Consider the following 16,703-nt stretch of genomic DNA (forward strand, 5'->3'; position numbering starts at 1 on the left):
TCATTTTTCAAGTGCCGTTATAATTCTTGTACTGTGTTGGATTATTATTATAGAACTTTTCGAACCGGTTCTAAAATGATTATCACATAGCCGTTTTTAATTGTCAATGGACGGTTTTGTTTGTCATGCTGCCGTTCTGCCGTTCGTTCAAAACACAGGAGTCGCGTTAGCACCGCATGAAGCAGTGAGCCATTTAAGCATGGCTCACCTTTACACTGGAATCCCTAACGATGAGACGCGGCTCAAGCTGAACTTTTCGAAGCGGAGAAGTATTTCCCTCCTGAATGCGCTGCAGCAGTAATTCGGCTGCTATCCTGCCTACTTCCCCGGTAAGATTGGATACGGAACTGACTTTCGGCCGGGCAATAGTCGACCAGCTGATATCATCCACACCAACTACCTTTATATCTTCGGGAACACGAATACCCCGCTCGATCAATCCTTGGATGAGACCGATCGCAATCATATCGTTCGCGGCATAGACACCATCGGGAAGCTCAGGAAGACCCGCAAAATATTCAGCAGCCTGAATACCCGTATTCAGCGAAAAATCCGCCCCCACAAAAACATTGGACAAGTTTACTTTCATAAAATTTGCGTTCAATGCGTTCTCGTATGCGTCGTATCGCATCCCTTGATGCTGCTGCTTTGGCCCTCCGGCATAGGCGATATTTGCACAACCGATGCGGATCAGATGCTCCATTGCAAGCATGCCTTCCGGCTTGGTCAAATACACCATATCCGCATTGACGTCATCGCCAATATTACCGATGAGGCAGACCGGTACAGAAGAATGATTAATATATTTTTTCAAAGCTTGCGGATAGCTTATGGAAAGCAAAATTAGACCGTCAATATGCATCTCATTCGTATGACGAATAAGCGATAGTTCCTCAGTAGGGTTCCCATAATGATTGATTAGCACAACCCGGTATCCACTGTTTTTGGCAACTTGCTCGACCGCCCAAGCCAGCTCCGGATAATAAGGGTTACGGATATCATCGATCCCAAGCGCTATCTGGTATTTCATATTCGTCTTCAAGCTTCTGGCTATCATATTTGGCTTAAACCCGAGCTCTTCAATCGCTTTCAGCACTTTAGTCCTCGTAACAGGCTTCACGCCTGGAACATCGTTTATTATGCGTGATACCGTCGATTTCGCTACACCTGCAAGTTTGGCGACATCGGCGATTGTGACATGATCAGATTTTTCGTTCATCTTCTGCTCCTATGTATCGTTCTAAACCGAATTTATGAAACCGGTTCGATTATTATTATGACATGAATACGATTAGCCATCAACTTTTCGTTAACTTTTGTTGTAAAAAAACGTCAAAGGCCTTTTCTGCCTTTGACGTTCATACTTAACTTATACTTCTCAGCTAAAAGGTATTAATTGCGATTCCGCCTTCCAGCTGCTTTCCCGGACATCCCCATAGAGGCTGGTAGATGCCGTGCTGCATGAATACGCCGTTTGCCCCGACAGCTCTACTAACGTTAGCCGCTGTCCATGTTTTGCGCCGGTATCGATCCCCAGTCGCCCGGGGGCATGCCACAGCTCGCCGGGTGCCGCTCCCATTTTATGCGTTGGCGTGTGGCCAAACACAATATTGGCGGGAAAGTCGAAGTCACTGCCCCAGAATGGCTCGCGGATCGTTGTCAAATCCGTCTTGCTTTGCCGATCCAGCCGGATTCCCGGGCGAATGCCGGCATGTACATATAAGTAAGAACCGGACTGCGCAAAGAAAGGCAGCGATTCAATAAATTCATATTCAGCGTTGACCTCCTGCGCTTTTCGCGAGCCCTTCTCTTTTATAAGCGCAAGCAGCGCAACCTCCATATTGCCGGCCAAGGCAACAGCACCTTCGTCACAAAGCTTTTTGACGTATTTTAACGACTCCCATGTCGCAGGATCTGCATCAATGTAGTCCCCAAGCAGCGCGAGCTTGTCTTTGCCTGGATGGTAGCCCGCCTCTTGCAATAGTAATTCCATTCCTTCCGCATGACCGTGTATATCTGAAATGACGAATTGTCGTGACATATATGCTCTACCTCTCGTTATGCTGCTCCCGCGGAAATAAAAATACGTGACTGATGTGCAAATAACCTTCTGCCCCCGCATTCAAAGGCTCCTCATGAAGAAAAGAAAGCTGCTGGCCGTCTGCCGTCTTGGCAAGGACGCGCACAAACTTCCCTTCATATACACTGTGCAAAACCGTTACAGACAAGCCTTCTGCGACGGGGCTGCTCATGAAGACCGCTGCATCCGGCCGGAAAAGCAGCTCCGCCTCGTCCCCCGAAGCAGCTGTCCGGGCATTCCAAGTGCCTCTAATTTCCTGCTCTCCAATGATCACGCCTATATCTCCTCCTGCCATTGTGACGGCACGACCCTTCAGCCGGTTGCCTGCTCCGAGCAGCATAGCTGCTGAAAGTGTTGCCGGACGCTCATAGCAAGCTTTTGGAGGATCGATCTGATCGACTGCTCCCGCACGCATAATCATCAGCCGGTCCGCCATTGCAAATGCCTCGTCAGGATCATGCGTAACGTGGAATACGGTTGTACCCAGCCTGCGGAACAAATAGGCCATCTCCGTACGCATCTCGATCCGCAGCCGCATATCGAGATTGGAGAGCGGCTCGTCTAGCAGCAATAGATCCGGCTTCGTTGCCAGCGCCCTGGCAATCGCTACCCGCTGCTGCTGGCCGCCCGACAGCTGGGGAGGCAGCCGGTCTTCCAAGCCCTGCAGATGAAGCAGCGCTGTCAGCTCCGCGATTTGCTCACGAATAGCGGCTGACTGTACCTTCTGGCGGCGCAGCCCATAAGCGATGTTGTCATAGACGCTCATATGAGGCCATAGGGCATAATCCTGAAACACCATATTAATGCCCCGCTTCTCCGGTGGAATAGACCGCGATCCAGACGCCGCCACGCTGCCGCGCAGCTTAATCTCGCCGGCATCGGGATTTTGCAAGCCTGCAATTAATTGCAGCAGCGTTGATTTGCCGCAGCCCGAAGGCCCTAGCACGCTGATGATCTCACCCTTTTGCACCGAGAAATGGATGTCGCGCAGTGCGGTGTGGCTGCCGAATGATTTTGCTAATTCCTTGACTTCCAGTATCGTATTCATTGCGATGATCTCCTTTGACGCTTCCGCGCAGGTTTAAATAGCAGTTCCATAGCGGCAATAATGAGGATGACCAATCCGCCGCCGGTTAACGTCGCCGCCGCAGCATAGCCGAATTTCAAATCCTCAAACGCTTTATTGATGACGACAGGCAGCGTCATGAAATTTGGCGGATACAGAATCGACGAAATCGCCAGATCGAACACGCTTGCTCCAAAAGCTGCAAGACCCGCATATAGCAGTGCTCCTTTGATCAACGGCATGAGTACCGAGCTCATCCGGGACAAGAAACCCGCTCCTTGCATTTGGGCGGCGGACAGCAGCTGCCTTGGCACCTTGGCCATCGCTCCCACGACAACCCTTGTGATGACCGGGATAACACCGGCGACACTTGCCAGCGCCAAGATCCATGGCGTGCCGTACAGCAGCAGCCCGATCTTTTCCAGCCAAGCTTGATTCCATATGAAAATATATCCGATACCGAGCACGATACCCGGCACAGCAAGCGAGACGAGCGAAATAACATCAATGAGTTTGCGGAGCTTAAATTCCGAATAGTTCAGCACATAAGCGACAAAGAATCCGACAACGAGACCGATAACAGCAGCCACAGCAGCTATTTCGAGGGAATGAATGAGACCGCTAAGCAGATTGCCGTCAGTCGTGAATAGCGCCTTGTAATGCTTTAGCGTTAATCCTGTTTTTGCATCTGCCGAAGCGTTGGACGAAATCGACATTAACAGGTTAGAGCCGAATGGAATGCCCAGTACAACTGCTAGAAACAGCAGATTGCCGGCCATCAGCCATAAGGCGCCTTTCGCTGGCCGCTTCGGCACCGAACGAACTGCCCGCGAGGACAGGAAATCAAATCTCGATTTGCGCAATGCGTACAGCTGTACACTCATCGCTACAGCGATCAGTAATACAAGATAGAAGGACAACGCCCCCGCCATATCGAACCGGATCGGTGACGTGTATAACGCAGAATAGATCGAATAAGGCAAGGTCGGAAACCGGAAAATCGTTGCAATCGATGCCGGCATGCCGAAATCGCCAACCGTATCCATAAAAACGAGCATAGCGCCGGAGCAAATAGCCGGCAGCAGCAAAGGCGCCTGAATCGTCCGCCATACCGTCCAGCGGGAACCGCCTGATAACCGGGCTGCGTCGCTAAGCTGTTCCACTTTCCACTCCAATGCGGCAATTACCGTCAGGTAGGCCATCGGAAATTTGCTCAATGTCATGACGGCGATCAAGCCAGCGGGCTGAAACACAAGCTGATGCAGGCCGCTCCAGCCAAGCCATCTCGTTGCCAATCCGTCAGACGAGGCGAACATCACCCAGCCTTGAGCCAAAATAAACGAAGGTGTAATGATTAGAATCCAGACCGCAATATCCAGCAGCTTGGCCGTTGGAAACGTCCATTTCGAACGAACCATCGCAAGGGCAACGCCAAGCATCGTGCCAAGCACGGTAGTTCCAATCCCCAGCACAACTGAGTTTTTTAGGGAGACGTACCACAGCGGCCTGCGGAATACATCAAGCAGCAAAGATAAATTGCCGATCTCTAGGTTGCCGAAAAAAACGCCGGGCAGCAGCACTTGGATGACAACGGCGGCGAGCGGAAGCAAAATAAGCAGAAACAGGACGGCTAGCACGAGCCAGCCGGTCCGGTTTCCTTGCGCTTTTAATCGAAACATCGGTTACTTCACCGCTTTGTCAGCGAACCATTGCTTAATTTCGCCTTCATGCTCGCCAGCCCATGCTGCTTCAGCCACGACAAGCTTCGCATTCGCCGCGCGATCGGACTTCTCCGTCACTCCATTGGCAGAAGCCTCAAAGTAGCTTTCTTCCCCGTTATCGATCAGTGCTTGCTGCGTTTTTGGATCCAGGATGAATTCCACGAATGCTTTGGCAGCATCAGCATGCTTTGTATTTTTCTGAATCGCCGCTACGCGCACCGACGCAGGAGCGCCTTCCTCCGGCCAGATGATTTCAATGGGCTCGCCAGCGTTTTTCAGCGCATAAGCATTGCTCTCTTGCAGCGCAGCTGCTTTAATCTCGCCGCCTGTCAACGCTTTGGCTACGTTCGGATTTTTCGGGTAAACATGCAGATCGTTTTTCAGCAGGCCGTCAAAAAAGCTCTTGCCGCCGTCCATACCTTGCGTTTGGAAAAACCAAGCGACGAACGGGAAGGCAGGCGCCGCTACCGCCGGATCAGCCATACCTACAACTCCTTTGAATTTAGGGTCAGCCAGATCTGCCCATGTTTTTGGAGCAGTATTCGCATCAAAGGCTTTCGTGTTGTAGACGATGACGGACGCGGCATGTGCGCCAGTCGGATAATACGTTTTGTTCTCCGGCACAAATGCTTTAGCAAAATCCGTCAGTTGATCAACGTTGCTTGGCGACCAGCCTTCAAGCAGCTGTCCGTTTTTGCCCATTTGGTCGATTGTTGGCATTGCGTCCATCCAGACGACATCCCAGTGAGGATTCCCCTTCTCGGCCTCAATACGCGAAGCGATCTCCGCTCCGTTGCCGCTTACCAGCTCCAGCTTGTAGCCAGTCGCCTCTTCAAACATCGGCTTAATAATTTCGTCAAAGTCATTCAAGTAGACTACGAGCGGCTCATCCTTGGACCCTGTGTCGGCTGCCGGACTTGCTTCAGCTGCACTATTCAGGTTTGGAGCATTTGACGCTCCTGAGTTGTTCGGCGTCCCTCCGTTATTCCCGCATGCTGTAATCGATATCGCCACCGTCAGCAAACCAATAAGTAAAATCCCCTTTTGCCTAGCTCTCTTCAACATTTCATTACCTCCCGCTATGTTCTTCTTCCTTACTTAGATTAAGGACAAATTGTAAATGGAGGATTAAAGGAATGATAAGATTAAATTAAATGTATCTATATGTATTGATATTCTTATCGATAATATCTATATTAATTTCGAGGAGGGATGCGTTATTAACATTCAACAGCTTCGCGTTTTTGTCCAGGCAGCCCGTCTGTCAACGCTGACGGAAGTAGCCACAGAGCTCGATTTGAAGCAGCCGACAGTCAGCTTTCATTTGAAAAAGCTCGAGGAAGATCTGGGGCTTAACCTATTTCATAAACAAATGCGCCAGTTTCAGCTGACAGATGCGGGACAAACGCTTTTACCCTATGCCAAAAGAATATGCGCACTCATGGACGAATCATCGCGGCTAATGAAGGAACATCGCGAGCAAGGCCGGGGCCAGCTGAAAATCGGCGCCAGCTATACGCCTGCAACCTATTTCTTGCCGCCTTATCTGGCTGCCTTTCAATCCGGCTATGAAAATGTAGTCCCGCTGTTAACCGTCAAACACGCCGGCGCGGTTTTGACGCTGCTTCGCGAATATCAGATCGATGTCGCCGTCGTTTCCTTGCTCCATACCGATGTGGAAGGCTTAGAAACGATTCCGCTGGCTGAGGATGAGCTGAAGCTGGCACTGCCGAAGTCCCACCCTCTGGCAAGCCAGGCGGCCATATCCGTCGACGATCTGAAAGGACAAGCCTTTCTGCTCCATGAGCACGGCTCTACTACCCGTGAACTGGCTGACAGCTGGGCGAAGGACAATGGCTTGCAATGGACCATCGGCATGGAGCTGGGTGCCATTGAGACGATTAAGGAGTCGGTCAAGCATGGCATTGGCGTCGGCATTCTCCCGTGGCGCAGCGCCATGAAGGAAGCAGCAGCAGGAGAAATTGTGTTGCTGGATCTGCCAGGCCAAGTGAAGCAGCGGCAAATTTGCCTCGCTTACCGGAAAGAAGATGTGATGGCGTATCAGGTGCGGACTTTTATTCAGTTTATGAAGCTGTCCTGTCTGCCGGAGGATGTGCGGGGCTAGATCGTTGTTGTTGGTGCATTACTAAACCCGGGATCGCTGCGCGTTTTGGTTCATGCTGCCGTTCTTGATTCCATTGTTTCATCGCTTTTACGATGATCAATGGATAGAATCTGCAAAATGTCAGCATGAACTCAAAACGCTCCGCTTTCCCTAACTGCAACTTCAACACCCCCCGGGCCGCTGCCCGCTTTGGTTCATGCTGCCGTTCTTGATTCCATTGTCGCATCGCTTCTCGATGAATTTTGGTTTCATGTCGCTACTGTGACGCAGCAAGGCAAATCCGAGCATAGCAGACTCATGTGAGCATTGCACTCAGGCAGCGTAGCGAGCGAAGATTAGACAGAGCATGTTACTTTAAAGAACGTTGGAGAAGGAAGCTGCGTTTTTCGTATAGCGAAGTTTAGTAGGTTTTAGTTATTGTCAGCATCAACTAGCCGCCGTGCAACGGTCGTACCCACTTTTTATAGTCAAGCTAGCAGGGGTTGGAACGAATCAAAATGTAAAAGTGCAGGTTGTCAGCCGTGTTTTCGGCGATTTATGGCTTCAAAATGCAAAAGTGCATTTTGGTTGGCCTAAATTAAGCCAAAAAGGCTAAATCTCGCGATTTCAAATGTATTTTTACATTTTGAAGGCAGTTTTGGGGCTTTTGAGGCTTTTCAAAATGTACTTTTACATTTTGTTCCTCATTTCACGAGGAGACAAGTATGAGGATCGTCGACAAGACAAAAAAAAGAGCTGCGGCTGCAGCTCTTTTCCCACTATACTACGCCTCTATTCTATCCCTCGATCCGGTAGCTCACGAAAGCGAGCTGTTGGCTGTCAGGCGACCAGGAATTGACGTTTATTGTACCTTGTCCTCCGAACAGTTGCACCAATGTGTGGGACTCGCCGCCTACACTTGGCATCAGGCGAATCTCAACTTCCTTATTAGCGGGATGATCGCCCGGGTCGACGTCTCCCTTGCGATAGGATATGTAGGCTGCCCACTGGCCGTCCGGTGAAATATGGGGAAACCAGTTATTGCTTTCTTCGAAGGTCATTTGCGTTTGCTCGCTGCCATCCGCATTCATTCGCCATACCTGCATCAGTCCGGAGCGGACAGAGTTGAACCAAATATGACTGCCGTCCGGTGAATATTCTGGACCGTCATTTAGCCCTGGACTGTCCGTCAGCCGCGTTTCAAGCCCTCCAATTGCCGGGATCGTATAAATGTCGTATTCGCCATCCCTTTCTGCACAATAGGACAACGTGCTGCCATCCGGCGACCAGCCATGAAGATAGCTTGGCCCCATCGGAGTAATCAGAACGGGTGCACCACCGGTCAAAGGGAAGGTATAAATGCGGGATTTGCCGTCTTCCGCGGTATGGTGGCTCACCGCGACATGCGTATTATTGCCGGGAGACAGCACATGATCATTATTGCAGCGTACAGCAAATCCCGAATCTATGACCGAACTGTTGCCTGTAGCTATTTCGAATGCGTACAGCTTTCCTTCACAGTTGTAAATTAACGCTGTTCCATCCGATGTCCAGTTTGGCGCTTCGATCAAATACGGGAATTGAGCTAACACCGTTCGTTCCCCCGTCGAAATATCGACTGTTTCCAAAATGCTAGTTAATGTGCTTGTCTTCCCCATCGCAATCTCTCCTCGCATTCCTAAAAAATATATAGCATTAGTGATTACGCTTTCAATTCAGTTTTCATTTCTCACGACCATATTTCTAATGAGGAATCGGCAATAACAAAATTGCGGACTCCTCTTTCAAAACAGACCCAACATTACTTCACAAACAGCTCTGGCATATCAAGCGCCATAGAAACGTTGCACAGCATTCCGCGGGCTAAAAAGTTGGTTGTACGCGCCTCAGGCTGATCAATTCCCGCTTGCTTGAAAGCGTCATTAACCATCTGCTGGATTTTACCCATTCCTTGCCTGATTGACTGCCGAACCGCCGGTTCGTTAATGGTCTGTGCTTGCATTTGCAGCAAAATTTCATAGCGGTGCGACTGCATAACGGCCTCGTAAGCGCGAGTCAGGCCGTCCTCCAGCTGTTCCGGAGCGGCGGAATCAATGACGCTTTGAAACTGGCCGGTAATCCGCTGCCAAGATACGTCCAGTGCTTCGACAAGCAACGACTCCTTGGTAAAAAAACGATATACATAGGGCTGGGAAATCGAAGCCAGCTCCGCCACTTGCGCTGTTGTCGCCCGGTAATAGCCGATTTCTGCAAAAACTTCGATTGCAGCGGCTACAATTTCGGCTCGGCGATTCGCAGAAGCTGCAGTTACTTTTGCCATAGCTATTCTCCTTTGTTGCACTCGTTATATAATAACATTTTATTGATTAACCAATTACTATTGAAATCATTATAGGCGACCCGCTTCTCCGCTGCAACCTATTTGTGATGCAACCCTTTTGATTCTTTTGCGTCTAGATAATATTGGAAATAAAATAATACAGGAGGATCATGTTGAGAAAAATAGTACTCTCTTTACTAGCACTATTGCTGCTATGCGCTTGCCAAAGCCAATTTACCGCGAATAGCTGGACCAGCGACCGTGAGAAAAGAAGCGCAATGTTAAGTGATTTATTAAATAAGAACAATAATCTTGTGGGCAAGACAGAGGATGAGATCATTAGTCTGCTGGGCAAGCCTGAAGAGAAGCTGGACGAGCCTGCTTTCCAGTACGTTTATTATTTGGGCAGAGCCGGATTAGGTGTTGACGACAGTCTACTCGTCCTCCAGTTCGACGAGAACTGGAAAGTGGAATCCCATAAAATACGCTACGATTAGCTATAACCGGAAGTAAAATTCTAAAAGCAAAAGGACCTCTTACACCCGCATCGGGTAAAGAGGTCCCTTTCATTTTCATTATAGGATTAGCTGTGGAAATCCGTTCCGGAAAGGACCGCTTTCACATATCCAGTCCGTACGACAAAGTCGCCGAAATGCTCGCCTTGCCCGCGTTCCGTTGCAAAACGGTTAATGATTGGCTTCAAGGTATCGATAATTTCCTCTTCGCCGATATTTTCGCGGTACAGCTTGCTGAGACGATCCCCAGAGAAGCCCGCTCCCATATACATATTGTATTTGCCCGGCGATTTGCCGATAAAAGCGATCTCACCCAGTGCAGGACGAGCGCAGCCATTCGGGCAGCCGGTCATCCGGATATTGATCTCCTCTTCGCGCAAGCCGGCATCCTCCAGAATCGGCTCCAGCTTGTCGATGAGCGTCGGCAGGTAACGTTCAGCTTCCGCCATTGCCAAGCCGCAGGTTGGCAAAGCTACGCAAGACAAAGCGCTGCGGCGCAAAGCAGAAAGATGCGAGCCTTCGGAAATGCCGTACTCTTTCAACAGTGCATTAATCTTCGCTTTTTTCTGACCGGTGATGTTCGCAATGACCAGGTTCTGGTTCGCTGTCATCCGGAAATCGCCGGTATGAATTTTGGCAATTTCGCGCAGGCCTGTTTTCAGCTTCAGCGTATCCGTATCGACAATCCGGCCGCTTTGGATATACAAGTTGACGTTCCATTTGCCGTCTTTGCCTTTTATCCAGCCATAACGGTCGCCTGTGTGATCGAATTTGAATTCACGGGCAGGCTCCAGCTTCCAGCCCAGACGATCATGAAGCTCGTCAACGAACCAGTCGAGGCCGTGACGGTCGATTGTGTATTTAAAGCGGGCATATTTCCGTACGGAACGGTTGCCGTAATCACGCTGGATTGTAACTGTCTTTTCTGCCACATCGAGAATTTGGTCCGGCGTACAGAAGCCAATGACGCGAGCGAGCTGAGGATAAGTTTGGTTGTCGCCATGCGTCATGCCCATGCCGCCGCCAACGCTAACGTTGAAGCCTACCAGCTTGCCCTTTTCGATGATGGCAATATAACCAAGGTCTTGCGAATAAACGTCGACGTCATTAGATGGCGGAACAGCGATGCCGATTTTGAACTTCCGCGGCAGGTAGACCGGTCCGTAGATCGGCTCAACCTCTTTCGCCGAACCTTCCTCTTGCTCCAGACTGTCAACAACCTTCTCTCCGTCGAGCCATATTTCATGATAAGCAGGCGTCTTTGGTGCCAGATGCGTCGTCAGCTGCTGCGACCAATGATAGACTTCACTATGAACTTCCGATTGGTACGGATTCGGGTTGCACATTACATTACGGCTTACGTCGCCGCATGCCGCCAGCGTCGTCAACAGCGCATGGTTAATATCCTGAATCGTCTCTTTCAAGTTCCATTTCAGAACGCCATGCAGTTGGAAAGCCTGACGAGTCGTAATACGCAAGCTTCCGCTTCCATATTTATCAGCCAGCTCATCCATGACCAGCCATTGCTCCGGTGTCGATACGCCGCCCGGCGTAACGACACGAAGCATGAATTGGTAGGAAGGCTCCAGCTTCTGCTTCTCCCGCTCGTTGCGGTAATCCCGGTCATCCTGCATATAGCTGCCATGAAACTTCAGCAGCCGGTTGTCCAATTCAGGCAAGCCGCCTGTAATGCGGTTGGCGAGAGATCCTACCAGAGAGCCGCGCAAGTAATTACTTTCGACTTTCAGCAATTCTACGTCGCTTGGAGGTCCGCCAATCGGTTCAACTTTATGTTTCTTTGCCATTGCTGCCAACTCCTTTGCTTTTGCATAACGTACAAATTACAACGATCTTTATCTATAAATGCAACGATTAATAAACATCGCGCTGGTAACGGCCTTGCTCCTGCAATCCCGCCAAATAGGCGGCAGCCGCTTCCGAGTTTTTGCTGCCCTGCTGCTCTATAACCGTCAAGAGCGCCTTATGAACGTCATGCGCCATATGCTTCTCGTCTCCGCATACATACACATGCGCGCCTTCCTCCAGCCACTGGTAAAGCTCCTTCGCTTTCTCCAGCATTCTGTGCTGTACGTACACCTTTTCCTTCGTGTCGCGGGAGAAGGCTACATCCAGATTCGTAAGGACGCCGTCTTTGAGCATACGCTGCCAGTCGGTCTGATACAGGAAGTCGGTTACAAAATGGCGATCGCCGTAGAACAGCCAGCTTTTTCCCGTTACGCCAAGCTCTTCACGCTCTTCAAGAAACGCCCGGAATGGCGCAACGCCTGTGCCGGGACCGATCATGATGACCGGAGTATCCGGATTGACCGGCGGCTTGAAATTCGGATTTTGCTGAATGAAAATCGACAGCTTGTCGCCTTGTTCCAGTCGCTCGGAGGCTTGCACGGAGCATACTCCGTTGCGTTCTCTGCCATGCGCATCGTATTGCACTTTGCGGATCGTCAGATGAACTTCCTCAGGATGAGCGCTGTAGCTGCTGGCGATGGAGTAAAGACGCGGCGGCAGCTTGCGAAGCAAATTCGCAATGTCCTTCGGTGCAATTGTCCATGGCGCGTAATCACGAAGCAGGTCGAGCAAATCCCGGCTGTTGATATACGTCTTCAACTGCTCTTTATTGTCCGGCTTAACCAGCTCTGCCAGTTTGTCGTTGCCGGAGTAGGCAACCGCTTTCTCCAGCAGCGGCTTCGTCAGCACCGTAATTTCATAATGATGCTCCAGCGCATTCCGGAGTGATGCAGTCTCGCCCGATTTTCCTGCAGCAACCTGCTCATCCGGGTTCCATTTCAGTTCTTCAATAATACGCTCGACCAACGCCGGATCGTTCTGCGGATAGATACCTACACAATCGCCCGGCTCATACGTCAATCCCGAACCCTCAAGAGACAGCTCCAGATGACGAGTCTCACGGTCAGAACCGCGTCCGTTCAGGTTCAAGTTTTCCAGTACTTCAGCTTTGAACGGATTAACACGCGAATATTCTGATTCTCCTTGTGTGGAGACGGACGCAGATGACGTTGCAGCCGGAACAGCAGCAGTTGCAGCACCAGCGGAAGTGTTTAACGCGCTTGCCACGCTGGCGATCCACGCTGATGCCGTTTCGTCGAAGTCGACATCGCAGTCAGCCCGATCTACGATACGCTGCGCGCCAAGCTCCTCAAGACGCTTGTCGAAGTCCTGTCCTGTTTTGCAGAAAAACTCATAAGACGTGTCGCCCAGGGAAAGTACCGAAAACTTGGTCTCTTCCAGCCTAGGGGCCCGTTTGCCGTGCAAAAATTCATAGAAGGTCAATGCATTGTCCGGCGGATCTCCCTCGCCGTGCGTGCTGACAAGAATAAATACATGGCCGGCTTTTTTCAAATTGTTGGTCTTGAACTGGTTCATGGAGGAGAGGGTCACTTCAACGCCCTGCCCCTTCAGCTTCTCAGCAAGCTTGCCTGCCAGACGCTGCGAATTGCCTGTCTGGGAGCCGAAGAGAATCGTTGCATCCTTCGGAGCCTCAACGACTGCAGCAGGCGGTGCCTCCTGTACTGCGCTGACGGCTTCAATTGCGACCGATGTTTCCGAGCCGGCGGCTGAAGATGCCCCCGCGCTGTAAAATGCCAAATACCCGTTTAACCATTGGATTTGTGCAGGAGAAAGGGTTGGCAATAACCGATTGAAAAGCTCAGCTTGTTCTTCCGTAAATGGACTGTTCGTCACTTTGAGTTGCAACTGCATTCACCTCGTATCGTTTTCGAAAACGCATAATTCCAAGTTCGACGCTTTGTTTTATATTCTGACCTAATGCTACCTCAGCACCGCACTATGGTCAATGAATTCGGGGCAGTTTTAGCTATAAGAAATTTTGTGAAATCATTCAGTTTTTCTTATAAAACGACATGACTCGCGAACAGGCCTCCAATTGGCCGCTAAATGGCTGTTTGCACCACAATTTTGATATAGATTAATAATGACATGCCGGATTTTTTCACAGCCGTATAAGACAATTTTTGAACCATCGCCCGTGCAAAAAAAAGCTGCCTCCATAAACGGAGACAGCCCTATTCTTATAAAAGCTTTACGCCGCTGCACCTGCAGCAGCAGACTTCGACTTGCGGATGCGCATCGCCATTACCGAAGCGAATAAGCAAAGGAAGCCTGCAACGGCAAACGGCACCGTGTAACTGCCGAGCAGGTCCCGAAGAACACCCGCACCGTATGCGGCAGTCGATGCCCCAGCTTGATGTGCTACGACAATCCAGCCGAAAATCATGCCAGCCTTCTCCTTGCCGAAGGCATCTGAGGACAGCTTCGCTGTCGGCGGAACGGTCGCGATCCAATCCAGTCCGTAAAAGACGGAAAAGATAAGCAGCTGCGTATAACCGGAGCCAAGCGCGAACGGCAGGAAGATAAGCGATAAGCCGCGAAGGCCATAATACCAGAACAACAGCTTGCGGCTGTCGAAACGGTCGGTCAGCCAGCCTGACAGCGTCGTGCCTACCAGATCGAACAACCCCATCAGAGACAGTAGACCAGCCGCAATGACAAGCGGAATGCCAAAATCTCCGCATGCCGGAATAAGATGCGTTCCGATCAAGCCATTGGTTGAGAAGCCGCAGAGGAAGAACGTTCCTGCAAGCAGCCAAAAGGTGCCGCTTTTGGCGGCAGAGCCTAGGGCTCTAATTGGCGTCATGAACAAATTGCCGGTAAAGGGAGCAGGCTTAACGACCGTCTCTTCGCCGAGCGCCGGGAGCCCGATATCAGAAGGATGATTGCGCATGCCGAAACCGATTAGCGGGACTAGGAGCAGAAGCGCGCCAATGATCGCGTAGATTGCAAAACGCCATCCCCATAGACTCGTAGCCTGAGCGATTAACGGTAAGAACAGCAATTGGCCGGTAGCCGCACTTGCCGTCAGCATACCGATAACAAGTCCTTTATGCTTGACGAACCAGCGGTTGGCAATCGTTACGCCAAGCACATTGGCTAGCGAACCTGTTCCTAACCCGACCAATATGCCCCAGATGACGATAAACTGCCAGATCTCTGTAATAAACGGCGTAAATCCAATACTAATGACTAGTAAAAGGATCGATAATAGCATAATTCTCGATACGCCGAACCGGGCCATAAAGGCAGCGGAGAATGGGCCCATTAAGCCGTACAATAATATCCGAATTGAAGCAGCAGCGGAAACATCGCTCCGCCCCCATCCGAATTCCTTCTCCAGAGGAATCATGAGAACGCTTGGCACGGAGCTGATTGCTGCCGAAATGAGCAGCGTCGCAAATACAATGCCTACAATAATCCATCCATAATAAAACCGTGAGGTTCTCTGTAAATTAGACACGGGAAGGCTCCCTCCACTTTCTTAATGTAATTGAATCAGTTACATTGATGATCATAAAAAATTTTACTCCACCGCAAGAATCATCGTCTCCTCGTAAATCGTCTCCATATTCGTGCGAGACAGCTCTTCGCGAAAAGCCTGTTCTGCTGCACCGTAATATTTCCGCAGCGTCGGCTGAATGCCGCGGCCGATTGAGCAGCGCTGATTAGGCTTGCTATGGTGCATCTCCTGCAGCGGCTGATCGACAACAGCGTCATATACGTCCAGCAGCGTGATATCCTGGGTGGACCGGGTCAGCTTCCAGCCGCCGTTCACATTGCCCCGCCGGACATCAACCAGGCCGGCCTTATGCAAGCTGCTGAGGATTCGTCTTATAAACACAGCATGGGTGTTGACACTTTCTGCAATCGCCTGTGAGGTCACGTAGACGGAGAGGTCATCCTTCTTGACTTGTTCATAGCGAATGCGGGACAAAATATGCAAGGCAACGGTAAAATGACTGTTGGCTCCCATGTCATCACTCCTTCAATAGAACCACTATAGTTACATTAAATTATGTTGTCAATATATAATTTCCATGCGCTATTTCCTTCTATACAATGACTGCTGTAAGGAACAACTACACCTCTTCCACTCTCCTCACCTTTCCTGGGCATACGAATACAATGGTTTATGCGATCGCCTATAACCGCAAGTGAAAGGAAGGATTAGCATGGCTGTTTCCTATATGGACTTTACGTCACCCTCTGTTCAATTTACTTATGATTTGAAAAACAACCCGTTTTTCCAAAAGGATTCGCGCAACTATATCGATGCGCTTGGCATTCAGCAATTAAACACGCTGGGCAACGTATCCTTGCTCAATATTTTTCTGAGTACAGGCAATGTCGTTGAGCCTCATATTCATCAGAATGCTTCAGAGCTTGTGTTCTGCATATCAGGCGCTGCGCTCGTTTCTCTGATTAACCCCTTCACCAAGCAGCTGCTTAACTTTCAGATCCAGCCCGGTCAAGTCGCGAATGTTCCCCAAGGCTGGTGGCACTATGAAATGGCTACCGTGGACAATACTCAACTGCTTGCCATCTTCGACGCTCCGGTTCCGGAATTTATTCCGGCATCCGATATGCTGCGCCTAACGCCGGCAAGCGTATTCGCTCATACCTACTGCCTCGATGAAGCGAAGGTGAAAAACACGCTTGCACCGATTACAGATACGGTCGTTATCGGACCGCCAAGCAGCTGCCACAGGGAGTTGGATCAGGATTACGCACAAATTCCGCAGCAGCAGGCACGCAGCTACACGCAGCCTTCCTTTAACGGACAGATCGGCAACGGCTGGAGCTATCCCGCTCCTAACGGATATGGCGGAGGTTACGGATTAAACGATTGAGCGGCTGCTCATGATCCAGCAATTAAAGGCTTCTGTCCGGCAAGGCAGGAGCCACTTCCCCTTTTACGGCGTTTATGTACATAAAAGACAAGCGGAATCACATAGCTATGGATAGATGCACGTGCTCATGCCTGTTATTATACAATTTCATTAATGG

At 50.3% G+C, this 16,703-nt stretch carries 14 protein-coding genes; 3 read left to right on the forward strand and 11 right to left on the reverse strand.

Going from position 1 to position 16,703, the window contains the following annotated elements; genetic code table 11:
• Positions 1-193: 193 nt before the first annotated feature.
• The 5 genes from ACFVVF_RS08375 to ACFVVF_RS08395 all read right to left on the reverse strand — a co-directional run bounded on the left by ACFVVF_RS08375 (position 194) and on the right by ACFVVF_RS08395 (position 5,932).
• On the reverse strand, positions 194-1,219 hold the full coding sequence (locus ACFVVF_RS08375; RefSeq protein ID WP_387807082.1) for a LacI family DNA-binding transcriptional regulator: 1,026 nt from the start codon (positions 1,217-1,219) through the stop codon (positions 194-196).
• 159 nt (positions 1,220-1,378) lie between these two features.
• Complete coding sequence (locus ACFVVF_RS08380) at positions 1,379-2,041, reverse strand: metallophosphoesterase (RefSeq protein ID WP_387807084.1); 663 nt, start codon at positions 2,039-2,041, stop codon at positions 1,379-1,381.
• A 7-nt stretch (positions 2,042-2,048) separates the two neighbouring features.
• Complete coding sequence (locus tag ACFVVF_RS08385) at positions 2,049-3,128, reverse strand: ABC transporter ATP-binding protein (protein WP_387807086.1); 1,080 nt, start codon at positions 3,126-3,128, stop codon at positions 2,049-2,051.
• Entirely contained in the window at positions 3,125-4,825 is a 1,701-nt protein-coding gene (locus ACFVVF_RS08390) for an ABC transporter permease (protein WP_387807088.1), read from the reverse strand. Before ACFVVF_RS08390 ends, ACFVVF_RS08385 begins: the two co-directional genes overlap by 4 nt.
• Positions 4,826-4,828: 3 nt before the next feature.
• Complete coding sequence (locus ACFVVF_RS08395; RefSeq protein ID WP_387807090.1) at positions 4,829-5,932, reverse strand: ABC transporter substrate-binding protein; 1,104 nt, start codon at positions 5,930-5,932, stop codon at positions 4,829-4,831.
• A 160-nt stretch (positions 5,933-6,092) separates the two neighbouring features.
• Between ACFVVF_RS08395 and ACFVVF_RS08400 the strand changes: the two genes are divergently transcribed.
• A complete protein-coding gene (locus ACFVVF_RS08400; RefSeq protein WP_387808935.1) occupies positions 6,093-6,992 on the forward strand; it encodes a LysR family transcriptional regulator in 900 nt (299 codons plus the stop codon).
• A gap of 776 nt (positions 6,993-7,768) precedes the next feature.
• Here the strand turns inward: ACFVVF_RS08400 and ACFVVF_RS08405 are convergent.
• Both ACFVVF_RS08405 and ACFVVF_RS08410 read right to left on the reverse strand, forming a co-directional pair.
• Positions 7,769-8,629, reverse strand: coding sequence for a TolB family protein (locus ACFVVF_RS08405; protein ID WP_387807092.1), 861 nt, complete (start codon positions 8,627-8,629; stop codon positions 7,769-7,771).
• Between the two features lie 143 nt (positions 8,630-8,772).
• On the reverse strand, positions 8,773-9,291 hold the full coding sequence (locus ACFVVF_RS08410; RefSeq protein ID WP_387807094.1) for a TetR/AcrR family transcriptional regulator: 519 nt from the start codon (positions 9,289-9,291) through the stop codon (positions 8,773-8,775).
• A 170-nt stretch (positions 9,292-9,461) separates the two neighbouring features.
• Between ACFVVF_RS08410 and ACFVVF_RS08415 the strand changes: the two genes are divergently transcribed.
• A complete protein-coding gene (locus ACFVVF_RS08415) occupies positions 9,462-9,788 on the forward strand; it encodes a hypothetical protein (RefSeq protein WP_387807096.1) in 327 nt (108 codons plus the stop codon).
• A gap of 86 nt (positions 9,789-9,874) precedes the next feature.
• Here ACFVVF_RS08415 and cysI read toward each other — a convergent pair whose 3' ends face one another.
• From cysI to ACFVVF_RS08435, 4 genes are all read right to left on the reverse strand, one after another.
• On the reverse strand, positions 9,875-11,611 hold the full coding sequence (gene cysI, locus ACFVVF_RS08420; protein ID WP_387807097.1) for an assimilatory sulfite reductase (NADPH) hemoprotein subunit: 1,737 nt from the start codon (positions 11,609-11,611) through the stop codon (positions 9,875-9,877).
• A 67-nt stretch (positions 11,612-11,678) separates the two neighbouring features.
• Positions 11,679-13,538, reverse strand: a complete 1,860-nt coding sequence (locus tag ACFVVF_RS08425; protein ID WP_387807099.1) for an assimilatory sulfite reductase (NADPH) flavoprotein subunit — start codon at positions 13,536-13,538, stop codon at positions 11,679-11,681.
• Between the two features lie 346 nt (positions 13,539-13,884).
• Positions 13,885-15,156, reverse strand: a complete 1,272-nt coding sequence (locus ACFVVF_RS08430; protein ID WP_387807101.1) for an MFS transporter — start codon at positions 15,154-15,156, stop codon at positions 13,885-13,887.
• Between the two features lie 63 nt (positions 15,157-15,219).
• Entirely contained in the window at positions 15,220-15,669 is a 450-nt protein-coding gene (locus ACFVVF_RS08435; protein ID WP_387807103.1) for an Rrf2 family transcriptional regulator, read from the reverse strand.
• Between the two features lie 199 nt (positions 15,670-15,868).
• Here ACFVVF_RS08435 and ACFVVF_RS08440 point away from each other — a divergent pair, with 199 nt between their 5' ends.
• Positions 15,869-16,546, forward strand: a complete 678-nt coding sequence (locus ACFVVF_RS08440) for a cupin domain-containing protein (RefSeq protein WP_387807105.1) — start codon at positions 15,869-15,871, stop codon at positions 16,544-16,546.
• Positions 16,547-16,703 lie beyond the last annotated feature (157 nt).

The sequence above is a fragment of the Paenibacillus sp. NPDC058174 genome (genome assembly GCF_042883865.1).
Taxonomy (GTDB): Bacteria; Bacillota; Bacilli; order Paenibacillales; family Paenibacillaceae; genus Pristimantibacillus.

What these genes read in the sequence shown, in the direction of transcription:
- ACFVVF_RS08395 (WP_387807090.1), bottom strand. Translation starts at nt 5,932, where the DNA reads ATGTTGAAGAGAGCTAGGCAAAAGGGGATTTTACTTATTGGTTTGCTG.
- ACFVVF_RS08410 (WP_387807094.1), bottom strand. Translation starts at nt 9,291, where the DNA reads ATGGCAAAAGTAACTGCAGCTTCTGCGAATCGCCGAGCCGAAATTGTA.
- ACFVVF_RS08380 (WP_387807084.1), bottom strand. Translation starts at nt 2,041, where the DNA reads ATGTCACGACAATTCGTCATTTCAGATATACACGGTCATGCGGAAGGA.
- ACFVVF_RS08390 (WP_387807088.1), bottom strand. Translation starts at nt 4,825, where the DNA reads ATGTTTCGATTAAAAGCGCAAGGAAACCGGACCGGCTGGCTCGTGCTA.
- ACFVVF_RS08405 (WP_387807092.1), bottom strand. Translation starts at nt 8,629, where the DNA reads ATGGGGAAGACAAGCACATTAACTAGCATTTTGGAAACAGTCGATATT.
- ACFVVF_RS08435 (WP_387807103.1), bottom strand. Translation starts at nt 15,669, where the DNA reads ATGGGAGCCAACAGTCATTTTACCGTTGCCTTGCATATTTTGTCCCGC.
- ACFVVF_RS08440 (WP_387807105.1), top strand. Translation starts at nt 15,869, where the DNA reads ATGGCTGTTTCCTATATGGACTTTACGTCACCCTCTGTTCAATTTACT.
- ACFVVF_RS08415 (WP_387807096.1), top strand. Translation starts at nt 9,462, where the DNA reads ATGTTGAGAAAAATAGTACTCTCTTTACTAGCACTATTGCTGCTATGC.
- ACFVVF_RS08375 (WP_387807082.1), bottom strand. Translation starts at nt 1,219, where the DNA reads ATGAACGAAAAATCTGATCATGTCACAATCGCCGATGTCGCCAAACTT.
- cysI (WP_387807097.1), bottom strand. Translation starts at nt 11,611, where the DNA reads ATGGCAAAGAAACATAAAGTTGAACCGATTGGCGGACCTCCAAGCGAC.
- ACFVVF_RS08385 (WP_387807086.1), bottom strand. Translation starts at nt 3,128, where the DNA reads ATGAATACGATACTGGAAGTCAAGGAATTAGCAAAATCATTCGGCAGC.